Below are 11,483 nucleotides of genomic sequence, written 5' to 3'. Positions count from 1 at the left end.
CGGGTTCTCTAGCTTTCTGCTATCCCCGCGGCGGGCCCCGCCACTGAGAATGGGCTCCCATTGGGGTCTAAGGGGCGCAAACCCCCTTCCACAATCGAGGGGTACCCGATTGAAAGAATGCTGAGGACAAATGGACACCACGACGAGGGCGCCGGCATGTTCACCATCGCTTATTAGCCACGTCCATGCCGTGCAACACCAACCGGTGACTCAAAGCCCGGTTATTCACGCTGGCCTGGATATCCCGGCTGAGCCCCAACCCAAGGCCTACGGAAAGGGACGACGCATCGCTTTGATTGCGGGCATCGTCATGGGGCATCTTGTGACCATCTTCGGGCCGTTGCTGCTTGGCCGATGGCCCGTGGCACCCCTGTGACGCGCACATTTTCTCGGCAATGGACATCCGTTCCGGCAATGACTTTCTGCCCGAGCGGGGAGGGCTCATGAAAGCGCTGATTGTGGGTCTGAACTATGCCCCGGAACCCAGCGGAAACGCTCCGTACACCACCAAACTCTCCCAAGGGCTGGCGAGGCGCGGGGTGTCCGTCAAAGTGCTGACAGGCTACCCCCACTACCCCGAATGGAAGATCGCCGACGGCTATACCGGCCTCTCCATGGAAGAGAATTTGGCCGGCGTGCCTGTTAAGCGACTACGGTCCAGCGTCCCTAGACGACCCAACGGACTGAGCCGCCTCCTCATGGAGATTACGTTCGGAGTCCGCACCGTGCTTGAGCGTTGGGACCGCCCGGATGTGGTCCTCGTAGTCAGCCCTGCCCTTTTCTCCGCGGCTTTCGCTATTGTTCGGGCACGCATTTTTCGTGTCCCGGTTGGCATCTGGGTCCAGGACCTCTACAGCAAGGGCATGGAAGAAACGGGCGATTCGCGTTCCCCGCTGGCTTCCATCATGAAGCGCCTCGAAGCCGCGATCTTCAGCTCCGCGGACGGAGTCAGTGTGATTCACGAACGTTTCCGCGATCACGTCGTCAATGACCTGAGGGTGCCCGCCCACCGTGTCCGCGTCATTCGAAACTGGACGCACGTACAACACCACCATTCTTTTGACAGAACGGCCGCCCGCAAACGATTTGGCTGGGCGGCAACGGATTTCGTAGCACTCCACGCGGGCAATATGGGGGTCAAGCAGGGGTTGGAGAACGTCATTGATACCGCGCGCCTGGCTGGACGTAGCGGAAGCGATGTTCGTTTCGTCTTGCTGGGCAACGGTAACCAGCGGCGAACCCTCGAATCCAAAGGTGTGGGCATCGACAGGCTGCAGTTCCTGGAGCCGCTTCCGGACCGCGACTACTCCGAGGCGCTCCGATCCGCCGACGTCCTGCTGGTCAACGAGCGCCCGGGTGTCAAAGAGATGTCAGTGCCGAGCAAGCTGACGAGTTACTTCGTGACCGGTCTTCCGATTATTGCCGCCACTGAAGCAGGCAGCGCAACAGCCCACGAGTTATTGGCCGCAGGGGCCGGGATCCGGGCTGAGTGCGGATCACCCGGAGACCTGGTGGCAGCCATCGAGCGTCTCCGCAAGGACCCTGAAACCGCCAAAGACTTCGGTGCTGCAGGCCGGCAGTACAGCGACAGGGTTCTTACCGAAGAGGTGGCAGTGGAGAGCTACGTCGAGTGGTTGAGCGATCTGGCGTCGCGAAAGCGACTGCGCTGACACGGGATTTACCTCATTTATCTGTACGAAGAGAAGGAAAGACCTTGGCCAAGAAAGCGCTAATAACAGGAATTACGGGGCAGGACGGCTCTTATCTCGCCGAACTCCTGCTCTCTAAAGGCTATGAGGTGCACGGATTGATCCGCCGCTCTTCAACCTTTAATACGTCCCGGATCGACCACCTTTACGTGGATCCGCATAACAGCAAAGCACGCCTCTTCCTCCATTACGGTGACCTTTCCGATGGCGCCCGGCTGGTGACTTTACTGGCTGATATCCGTCCTGACGAGGTCTATAACCTGGGCGCCCAGTCCCATGTGCGGGTTTCTTTCGACGAACCGGAGCACACCGGCAACACCACTGGAATTGGTACAACCCGGCTTCTGGAGGCCGTGCGCATGGCCGGAATCGAAACCCGCTTCTACCAGGCATCCTCGTCCGAGATGTTCGGCGCTACCCCGCCGCCGCAGGACGAGGCCACTCCTTTTTATCCGCGTTCTCCTTATGGCGCGGCCAAGGTTTACAGCTACTGGATGACGAAGAACTACCGGGAAGCGTATGGGATGTTTGCCGTCAACGGCATCCTGTTCAACCATGAATCACCACGCCGTGGAGAGACATTCGTTACGCGCAAAATTACGCGTGCCGTGGCAGCCATCAAGGCAGGTAAACAGTCCGAGTTGTACATGGGCAACCTTCAAGCTGTTCGCGACTGGGGGTATGCCGCGGAGTACGTCGAGGGCATGTGGCGCATGCTTCAGGTAGACGAGCCCGATGACTATGTGCTGGCCACCAATGAGGGCTATACGGTCAAGGACTTTCTTGAGACCGCGTTTGAACATGCTGGTTTGAAATGGGAAGACTACGTTCGTTTTGATGAGCGTTACCTTCGTCCTACAGAGGTTGAAGCGCTCATTGGCGACTACTCCAAAGCCAAGGAAAAGTTGGATTGGGAACCGACTGTCAGGACGCCGGAGCTGGCCCGCCTCATGGTGGACGCCGACATTGAAGCTTTGCAGCACGGAGGAAACCCGTGGATCGATGCCGTGGATCTGCAGTCCTGGAAGGCACTCGCCCGATGACGGCCTTTACCCCCGGACGGCTTGATCGATCCTCTCCTTTCTATGTTGCAGGGCACGGAGGCTTGGTGGGATCCGCCCTATGGCGGAAACTTTCGGCTGAAGGCTTCACGAAGAGGATCGGGCGGACGTCCAAGGAACTGGACCTCAAGGACCGCACTGCCGTATTCGCGTTCTTCGAGAAGGAGAGGCCACGATACGTGGCCTTGGCGGCAGCCAAAGTTGGCGGCATCCTTGCGAACAAGACGTACCCGGTGGATTTCCTCACTGAGAACATTCGGATTCAAGTAAATGTCATGGATGCAGCCCTGGAATATGGGGTGGAACGGCTGCTGTTCTTGGGGTCATCCTGCATCTACCCCAAGCTGGCACCCCAGCCCCTCAAGGAAGAGTACCTACTAACAGGGCCGTTGGAGGAAACCAACGAAGCGTACGCCATAGCCAAAATCTCCGGAATAATGCACGTCCAAGCTGTACGTCGGCAGTACGGTCTACCGTGGATTTCGGCCATGCCCACCAACCTGTACGGTCCTGGAGACAACTTTTCGCCACATGGTTCCCATGTCTTACCGGCCCTTATTCGTCGGATGGACGAGGCCCGGGCTCGGGGCGATGAGTCGGTGACAAACTGGGGAACGGGCGAACCGCGCCGCGAATTTCTTCACGTCGACGATTTGGCTGCTGCCTGCCTGCACCTGCTGGAAAACTACGACGGTCCGGAACACGTCAACGTCGGTGTCGGGGCGGACCTGACCATTAAGGAGCTCGCCGGCTTGGTTGCCGCCGTCGTCGGTTATGAGGGCGCCCTTGAATGGGACGCGACGAAACCCGACGGCACGCCCCGCAAGCTGATGGACGTGGAGAAGCTGGAGTCGCTCGGATGGGCCGCGGGCATCTCCTTGAAGGATGGGCTCGAGTCCACCTACGCCTGGTTCAACGAGAACCGAAACGGCCTCAGGGACTAGCTTGTGAAGCCGCTTCACGTTCTGCTCGCGGCTATGAGCCCGTCAACCTCGGCAGCTCCAGCACCGGTGGAAGTTCTCAGGATCACTGAGTCGATCCTGCTCTCTGCCGCAGTGGTTTCCCATGTCGCGGCGGAATGCAACATCCGGGTGCTGCTGATCAAGGGTCCAGCAGCGACCAAAGTGGGGGCACGTCCCGTAAGACCATCCCTGGACCTGGACATTCTGCTCCATCGCTCGGACCTGAAGGCTCTGTTAAAGGCACTTGAGCAACGGGGGTGGGCGGCCAGAATCCCTGAAGTCTCCGAGGCGTTCCCTGATCACTCAACGACGCTCATCAACCCAGGGTGGCCCTCCGACATCGACGTCCACTGGAGGTTTCCCGGATTTTACGAGGATGAGTCTGAGGTTTTCGAACACCTTTGGGCTGCCAGGCAAAGCATCGAGCTGGGTGGTCGTCCCGCCTGGACGCTTTCGCGCAACGACGCCCTCCTGGTAACCCTCCTGCACGCCCTGCGAAGTCCGGCAAAGGGGGTCCTCCACGACGACGTCGCATTTTGCCTCCAGGAGATAAGGCAGTCCCCGCAGGCGCACTATGACAGGGCACTGGAACTCGGGGCAATAGGACCTCTGGGGCCGTTGTTTGCGGAGTTGCCGGAAACGCGGGCCTTTGACCTTGGTGAGCCGCCCTTTGATTGGGTACTTCGGACGACGGCGCAAAGGTCTGCCACTCTCCGTCTCTTCCACCTCATGGAGATTCCGTGGTCCAGGAAGCCGGCAGCGCTGTGGCAGGCGTTGGTTCCCTCCCGGGAGTCCATTAGCTGGCATGACCTGGACCTTCGCGACATGAACCATTGGCAGCAAACCTCGTTCAGGTTTCGCCGACTATGGCGGAGTTTGACCGAGGGCGTCCAGACCCTGCGGGAAGTCCGCGAAATCCGCGCCCGCATCCAGAAATAGGCGGGGCCCCACCGCGCGGCCGCCCCCACAGTTTTTGATCATCTTTGTCACTCTGAAAAGCGAGAACTCATGCGAATCACCGTCATAGGCACCGGCTATCTGGGTGCCACCCATGCCGCCTGTATGGCCGAACTTGGCTTTGAGGTGCTTGGTCTCGATATTGACCCCGCAAGGGTCGCGTCGCTTTCAGAGGGACTGTTGCCGTTCCATGAACCCGGCCTGCCCGAACTTCTTCGGAAGCATGTGAAGAGCGGACGCCTTCGCTTCACCACTTCTTATCAGGAAGTAGGAGCGTGGGGCGATGTTCACTTCATTGGCGTGGGAACTCCCCAGCGCCCCGGAGAAGGTGCTGCCGACATGTCATTCGTGGATGCGGCAACCATCTCCCTCGCCCGAAACATCACCAGGGACGCCCTTATTGTGGGAAAGTCGACAGTTCCGGTGGGAACCACGAGGCGGCTGAAGACCCTTGTTCGTGACAACAAACGCCCCGGCGTCACAGTGAACGTTGCGTGGAATCCGGAATTCCTCAGGGAAGGCTTCGCAGTAGTAGATACTTTGACCCCGGACAGGCTGGTTATTGGTGTGGAATCGCCTGAGGACGAGTCAGTGTTGCGGCAGGTTTATGCGACCGCCCTCGGGGAAGGCGTGCCCTTGATCAGCACCGACTTTGAGACTGCAGAGCTGGTCAAGGTAGCTGCAAATGCTTTCCTCGCTACAAAAATATCCTTCATCAATGCCTTCTCTGAGGTAACAGAGGTCATTGGGGGAGATATTCGAACGCTTGCGGATGCCATTGGCCTCGACGCGCGTATCGGGCGGCGTTTCCTCAACGCCGGCATTGGGTTCGGTGGCGGATGCTTGCCTAAGGACATACGCGCACTTCAGGCACGCGCAGCTGAACTCGGCTTAGATCGAAGCATGCGATTCCTCGACGAGATGGACGGCATCAATTTGAGGCGTCGAGAGCGCGCTGTTGAGTTGGCCCGCGTGATGCTCGGTTCGATTCCCCACAGCAGGATCGCCATCCTTGGTGTTGCGTTCAAGCCCAACAGCGACGACGTCCGGGACTCACCGGCCCTGGACATCGCCAATAGGCTCTTCGACGAGGGTGCGGAGGTATCGATCTATGACCCGGCAGGCAACCTCAACGCCTCCCGGCGATCGCCTCAGCATAATTACGTACCCTCCACAGAAGATGCCGTCAGGAACGCAGATCTTATCCTTCTTCTTACCGAGTGGGACGAGTTCAAAGCCCTGACGCCGGAGGTTCTTTCCGCGCAAACGGGGACACGGAAGATCATTGACGGACGGAACATACTCAAGGTCCGGGAATGGGAAGATTCCGGCTGGTCGCTTGGTTCGCTCGGTCGCCGCTACGAGGCGAACATGGCGACAGAAGACCAACCAAAGCCGCAACTCCACATGAGTTCCGGCCCCTCCGCTTAGAGGCGGCTCTCAATCGATTGCCTCGACGGTGCCGCCGGCCGCACGGTAGCGCGGTACCGTCGGGCTACTGCTGCGCGGCTGGCCTGCGGGGGGATTCCGAGTTTTCGTCGAACCGAGGCCAGTTGGTTACGGAGAGTCGAGTCGGCAATTCCCAGTCGCTTCGCTACTTCAATCCGCGGCAGTTCCTCATCAGTGAGGAAGTAAGCATCGGCCGCCACTTCCTCAGCAGTCGTTAGGGGGACGTGATTTCGGCCAGTGGTGGGATCAAACGGCAAATGTGTTCCGTCGGCGGCGATGCTCCTGACCGCGGCAAGCAGGACGGGCAGCGTGGCTGTTTCCGGTACGTAGCCCCGTACGCCGAGATCCATCAGGCGTAGGACGCGCGAGCTGTGGAGCAGACCGCCGTAGACAAGCACCCTGTAGCTGTCATGGACCAGGTCCACCACATCGGCTTCAAGCTCCGGTAACGTTCCATCAACCACGGCCACGCGACCAGAAGAGACGGCGGGCAACGAGTTAGTGGCCCAATGGATCAGCGCAGTGAACTGCCGGTGCGTACTGACAACAAGTATCTGGGGCAACTCCGTGACTCCTGTCTTGTGGGTCAAGTGAAATAGTGGGGCGCTGAGGAAGACTCCGGGCCGAAGCCTCAAACTTGGGATGGGTCACTGGCGCCCGATGTCAAGGGCTTGGGTGCATTCCGAATGAGATCTGCCAGTTGTTTTCGAGTGGTGGTATCGGTCTTCCGCAGAGCGTTGGAAATGTGGCTCTCCACAGTCCGGATGCTGATGCCGAATTGCTCCGCGATGTCCTGATTGCTCTGCTGCCCGGCGACGAGGGCAACTTCGATCTCCCTCATGGTCAGGGAAGAGCCGGGAGGCTCGGACCTGAAATCAAACAACGTCCCCACCACACCGAAACGGGCAACGAAATCCTTTGCTGCCCTTCTGATCTGGCTGGCAATAGCAGGCTCCCCGCTGAGTTGGCACCTCTGCTCTGCTCCGCGAAGAAGCATGGACACTTGAAACGTGTCTCCGTCCAAGACGTAGGTGTCCAGTAAATGGCGTAGTCGGGGTAGATCCATCGCTATGGCGGCATCCGCAATGGTTAGGAGCTGGTGGTGTGCTGTCATGGAGCGGTCCTCCAGAATTTTTTGGAGGAGACCCCGGACTCGCGGGCCCGGGAGCAGTCCCAGCGCGAAAAGCCCCGTGTGCATGGCTTCGTAGACATAGCCACGGGCAAGTGACTTTTCGATGATGCGGCTGGCTCGCTCGTCGAAGGCTTTGGCGCTCGCGGGGCGGCTTGCGGCGAGGTCGTGCAAACCCGTGCCGAAACCAGGTAGCGCACCAATATCCACTGCGTTGGATCCCGCCGACATCCCCAAGGAAGTCGCTGGCACCGCGTCCCGAAGTGAGGAGAGGCGCAGCATGGCCACGTGCAACGGCTCCACGATAAACCCAGGCTTGCCCAAGGAAAAGGCGCGCCCCATGAGATATTCGGCTTCGTCAAACAGACCGTGATGAAGAAGGGAAAGCGCTGCGATGTAACTCTGGCTGACGAAGGCTAACTGATCGACATTCTGCAAAGCCCTTTCCCGACACTCGAGAGCCATGACGAGGGCCGATTCTTCGCGGCCGCTGGAGAGCATTGCCATACCGCGGATAAATGACTCGAAAGGCTGGCAGCCATGTGCTCCCTCGGCGGAGTCCATAGCGCTCTGCGCCCTCTGTGGGTTGAGCTCATAGAGCTCCAGCATTCCCTTGATTATGGGGAGAATGTCGCTTTGTGGTCCGCGCCTGGGGGGATCACCTATAACCTCGTCCCGATCGCCGGGGATGCCGCTCTGTGATGCGTGAAGGAGTGCGATGACCCCTTCGGCTTCATGCCGCAGGCCCGGTTCTTTGGAAGACAGAGCCTGCATTGTCCCGATTGCGCCGGGCAGGTTCCTCTCGTGTGAGAACTGCCACCAAGCCAAAGACATACTGAACAAAAAGAGCTCTGGTAATTCACCGCCGTCGGAGTCGGTTTGGAGCAAAACTTCCTGGATTCGATGCGGGTTGGCAGGCGCTCCCCAATAGAATTTGAGGATCGCGACAGCATTGGCCAGGCTGCGATCACGTTGCCAGTTTTGGTAGCACAACTCTTCAAAGGCGTCGCGCCGCTGCTGGAAGTATCGCGTGGCGGCCGCGTGGTTGCTGCCCATTTCTGCGCGCACCTTGGAAATCGAAGCCGACAACATGTCATCTGTGGCTGCCGGAGTGGGGAGATCGCCTGGCCCTGCAATGACGTGATCAGTGACTGCGCTCTGGAGAATTCTCCGCGAGCTTAGCGTGTGGGCACGAAGGTAGTCATCCACTATCGGCGGAAAGACAGCAGCAAGCAGGGTTTCTTCCGGGCCTTGAATCACAGAGATCAACCCGTTGTATTCGAGGTTATCGAGGATGTCCTCACCCACAGTTGCCACCAATCGGTCAACAGGGCTGGGACCCAGAAGCGACAACTTGTTCAGAGCCCGGACTTCCTCCGGCCGCAGACCCTGGAGCAAGGCTTCCACGGTTCCGTTGAGATGTTCGTTCATCAGTTTGGGGCTGTTCATGCACCACTGACCGTCCTTGAGAATGATGCGCCCGCTGAGGGCCGAGGTCTGGAGGATGCGAACCGCCAACCGCAAATTGCCGCCGGATTTGGTCAGAACAGTCGCAACTACATTCACTTCCGCCGGATGCCCAAGGGTTTCGGTGATGAGTTTGCTGATTTGGTCATATTCCAGCGGTGCCAGGGCGACGGTGGCTTCGGGAATGCTCCCCAAGTAGCCTGAGGTTCTGGGCTGAAAGGGTCGATCATTCATGGTGGTAATCAGCGGGACATTGCTCCTTCTTCGCAGCACGTCCACTACTGCCAACGACTCGCGGTCCAGGTTCTCGAGATCGTCGATCGCTATCAGGTGCGCCCCGGACCTGGCCATCTGGACCGAGAGAAGATCCACGATGCCGAGAATTCCGATTGTCCTGGAACGAAGATCCAAGCCCAGGGAAAGTACGCCGGCAAAAGGCACGGCAGCAAGCGCTGGAGCAGCGAACATGGTGTAGACAGTGGCGCCGTCTTCCTCCAGTTTTGCAACGACTCTCTTAAGGAGACTGGTTCGGCCACTGCCGGGTGCCCCGACGATTCTCACACCCAGACCTTTGGCAACGTAGTCCAGGACACATTTCATCTTCCGTGTATGCAACTGCTGACCCCTTATGGAGGCGGCTGTTCGACCACGTGACGCCGCCAAAAAGCCGTGCCTCTACTTGACAACTTCCAAGTGGGCCAAGGACTTGATTCGTGTCGAGGAACGGTTGGGGCCTTAGTACATTTGCACGCCAGTCATAGGCACGACGAAGGCGCCCCGGTACTTAGGCCGTGGCATTGGGGGAGAAGGAATGCCTGCCCTAGCTTCCAGCGCGGTCCTGCAGATGGTCCGGCAGCCGGTTTCCCGGGGCCCGGCCACGGATTTCCAGCAGTTCGCGGGCATGTGCATGCAACTTCTTGTCCTCGTCAGACACTGGTTCCCAGGCGGGGACGGGAACGGCCGTCCCCGTTTCGTCGCGCGCCACCATCACCGTGAGGCAATAGGTGGTGAGGTTCATGACCTTGGTTTTAGGGTCACCCGAGCGGACGTGAACCGCGATGTGCATACCCTTGGCGCCGGTGTAGACGAGGCGCGCCTCCACTTCTACGACGTGTCCGATCAGCAAGGGCCGGTAGAAGCGGACACCGCCGGAGAACACCGCCACGGTGTCCATGCCGCAGTAGCGGGAGGCGCACACGTAGGCGGCTTCGTCGATCCACTTCATCACGATGCCACCGTGGACCTTGCCGCCCCAATTCACATCAGTGGGGGACGCCATGAACCGCAGGACGACGCGCTCGGCGGTCCCGGCGTCGGTATATTCCTGGGCGTTCATCGCGTTGACGATCTGTTCACGGACCTCAATGCGGGCCAGGGCGTGATCGCGCTGCTCGATCTCCGCAGCTGTTGACGGTTCATATTGCGGGACGGGAATCGGCTTGCCGTCCGGACCGACGGCAACGAAGATGACCATGCACTGGCTGTGCATGGTCTCCGGGCCGCCTTTGGGATCCCGTGAGCTGACAACGGTGTGAATGTGCATGGAGGAGCGCCCGGTGTAAACGATGGTGGAGGTCACTTCCACCATGTCGCCGCTGTTGACGGGATCCGTGAAGTGGATATTTCCCACGTAAGCCGTAACGCAATAGGCCTTGGCCCAGCCAACGGCTGCCGCGTACGCTGCTTTGTCCACCCACTCAAGGACGGTCCCGGCGTCGACGGACCCGCTGTGTCCTACGTCCATGGGGGCCGCGAGGAAGCGGAGGGTCACTGAGTTGGCAGCATCATCGCTCATGGTGGCAGTTTACTGTCGCCAGGTTTCTGTTACGTGACGAAGTCCAAAGGCGGCGGTGTGCCTACCCGCGCTGGATGCCGAGGGTGGCGATGAGATCCTCATGGAGTTCGAACCAGACCCGGTGGAAGGAGTCGCGGTCGGTGGCCGTGAGCCACGCTGTGTCCTGGACAGCGAGCTTGAGTGCGCGCAACAGACGCTGGGAGTAGCCCTCAAAGCGAGGAAGCACGCCGGATAACTGCGCTTCGAGTGGACGCCACGACGCCAAGGCGCCTATCAGGACATCCATGGCCTCTTCACCGGGCGACGTTTGCAGTTGGACGGCGCTGCAGGCCTCCACGACGCCGGTGTTGATGTCCGCGAAATCGGCGTGGACAGCCATCACCGCGTCCCGTGCGCGCGCACGGTCCAGTTCCTCCGCCAGCAACCGCTCGTTTTCGCTTCTCCCTAGATTGGACAACGACCAACCGCTGACCCCAGCGAAAGTACTGTGCGAAACGAAGCCGTTCACCCCGGCGTCGATGAGCTGGAACTCCACCACCGCGGGGTCTTGCGAGAAGCGGGCCGCCACCGACTGTGTGTCAGCGAAACCAAGGAGGCGGACAGCGTGCAAGGTGAGGTGCGTCATTTTCCGTCCATCAGGCTGACTGTCCCCTGGGCTCCGTCGATGGCCAACGGTTCTCCATCGGCAAGCAGGTCCAGCGCATCCCGGACGCCCAGTACGGCAGGTATCCCAAACTCCCGGGCGACGATCGCAGCGTGTGACAACATTCCGCCGGTTTCCGTGACCACCGCTGATGCCATTCCGAAGAGAGGCGTCCAGGCGGGGTCGGTGGTGCGGCACACCAGAACATCGCCGGACTGGAAGCGGCCGAACTCGTCGGGACCGTGGATGAGCCGGGCAGCGCCGAGGGCTCTACCAGTGCTGGCGCCGACTCCGGTAAGAATGGTCATCAT

11 protein-coding genes are annotated in these 11,483 nt (G+C 59.8%); 6 read left to right on the top strand and 5 right to left on the bottom strand.

Features of this window, described 5'->3' with window-relative positions; genetic code table 11:
* The first annotated feature begins 205 nt into the window (after positions 1-205).
* The 6 genes from HAV21_RS12615 to HAV21_RS12590 all read left to right on the top strand — a co-directional run bounded on the left by HAV21_RS12615 (position 206) and on the right by HAV21_RS12590 (position 6,120).
* Positions 206-376 (top strand): hypothetical protein, encoded by a 171-nt coding sequence (locus HAV21_RS12615; protein ID WP_166841950.1) that lies wholly within the window; start codon positions 206-208, stop codon positions 374-376.
* 67 nt (positions 377-443) lie between these two features.
* A complete protein-coding gene (locus HAV21_RS12610; RefSeq protein WP_142937369.1) occupies positions 444-1,670 on the top strand; it encodes a glycosyltransferase family 4 protein in 1,227 nt (408 codons plus the stop codon).
* A gap of 44 nt (positions 1,671-1,714) precedes the next feature.
* Entirely contained in the window at positions 1,715-2,752 is a 1,038-nt protein-coding gene (gmd, locus tag HAV21_RS12605) for a GDP-mannose 4,6-dehydratase (RefSeq protein ID WP_142937370.1), read from the top strand.
* Positions 2,749-3,714 (top strand): GDP-L-fucose synthase, encoded by a 966-nt coding sequence (locus tag HAV21_RS12600; protein WP_166841949.1) that lies wholly within the window; start codon positions 2,749-2,751, stop codon positions 3,712-3,714. Before gmd ends, HAV21_RS12600 begins: the two co-directional genes overlap by 4 nt.
* Before the next feature lie 33 nt (positions 3,715-3,747).
* On the top strand, positions 3,748-4,671 hold the full coding sequence (locus tag HAV21_RS12595) for a nucleotidyltransferase family protein (protein WP_166841948.1): 924 nt from the start codon (positions 3,748-3,750) through the stop codon (positions 4,669-4,671).
* Between the two features lie 69 nt (positions 4,672-4,740).
* Positions 4,741-6,120 carry a UDP-glucose/GDP-mannose dehydrogenase family protein gene (locus HAV21_RS12590; RefSeq protein WP_166841947.1) on the top strand — a complete coding sequence of 460 codons (1,380 nt, stop codon included), beginning with the start codon at positions 4,741-4,743 and terminating at the stop codon, positions 6,118-6,120.
* Here the strand turns inward: HAV21_RS12590 and HAV21_RS12585 are convergent.
* From HAV21_RS12585 to HAV21_RS12565, 5 genes are all read right to left on the bottom strand, one after another.
* On the bottom strand, positions 6,117-6,728 hold the full coding sequence (locus HAV21_RS12585) for a response regulator transcription factor (RefSeq protein WP_166841946.1): 612 nt from the start codon (positions 6,726-6,728) through the stop codon (positions 6,117-6,119). The genes HAV21_RS12590 and HAV21_RS12585 overlap by 4 nt on opposite strands.
* Before the next feature lie 41 nt (positions 6,729-6,769).
* Positions 6,770-9,334 (bottom strand): LuxR C-terminal-related transcriptional regulator, encoded by a 2,565-nt coding sequence (locus tag HAV21_RS12580; RefSeq protein WP_243753275.1) that lies wholly within the window; start codon positions 9,332-9,334, stop codon positions 6,770-6,772.
* Between the two features lie 220 nt (positions 9,335-9,554).
* Complete coding sequence (locus HAV21_RS12575) at positions 9,555-10,529, bottom strand: acyl-CoA thioesterase (protein ID WP_166841944.1); 975 nt, start codon at positions 10,527-10,529, stop codon at positions 9,555-9,557.
* Between the two features lie 61 nt (positions 10,530-10,590).
* Positions 10,591-11,154, bottom strand: a complete 564-nt coding sequence (locus tag HAV21_RS12570; RefSeq protein WP_142937377.1) for a hypothetical protein — start codon at positions 11,152-11,154, stop codon at positions 10,591-10,593.
* The gene (locus tag HAV21_RS12565) at positions 11,151-11,483 is read right to left on the bottom strand and encodes a PEP-utilizing enzyme (RefSeq protein ID WP_142937378.1); all 333 of its coding nucleotides are present in this window, start codon (positions 11,481-11,483) and stop codon (positions 11,151-11,153) included. The genes HAV21_RS12570 and HAV21_RS12565 overlap by 4 nt, the downstream gene beginning before the upstream one ends.

The organism is Paenarthrobacter sp. MSM-2-10-13 (genome assembly GCF_011605365.1).
GTDB lineage: Bacteria > Actinomycetota > Actinomycetes > Actinomycetales > Micrococcaceae > Arthrobacter.
Note: the sequence above shows the minus strand (reverse complement) of the source record. Positions and strands in the feature narration are given on the sequence as shown.

Coding starts and splice junctions, on each gene's coding strand:
- HAV21_RS12610 (WP_142937369.1), top strand. CDS start 444: ATGAAAGCGCTGATTGTGGGTCTGAACTATGCCCCGGAACCCAGCGGA.
- HAV21_RS12600 (WP_166841949.1), top strand. CDS start 2,749: ATGACGGCCTTTACCCCCGGACGGCTTGATCGATCCTCTCCTTTCTAT.
- HAV21_RS12595 (WP_166841948.1), top strand. CDS start 3,748: ATGAGCCCGTCAACCTCGGCAGCTCCAGCACCGGTGGAAGTTCTCAGG.
- HAV21_RS12590 (WP_166841947.1), top strand. CDS start 4,741: ATGCGAATCACCGTCATAGGCACCGGCTATCTGGGTGCCACCCATGCC.
- HAV21_RS12580 (WP_243753275.1), bottom strand. CDS start 9,334: ATGAAATGTGTCCTGGACTACGTTGCCAAAGGTCTGGGTGTGAGAATC.
- HAV21_RS12575 (WP_166841944.1), bottom strand. CDS start 10,529: ATGAGCGATGATGCTGCCAACTCAGTGACCCTCCGCTTCCTCGCGGCC.
- HAV21_RS12570 (WP_142937377.1), bottom strand. CDS start 11,154: ATGACGCACCTCACCTTGCACGCTGTCCGCCTCCTTGGTTTCGCTGAC.
- HAV21_RS12565 (WP_142937378.1), bottom strand. CDS start 11,483: ATGATGACCATTCTTACCGGAGTCGGCGCCAGCACTGGTAGAGCCCTC.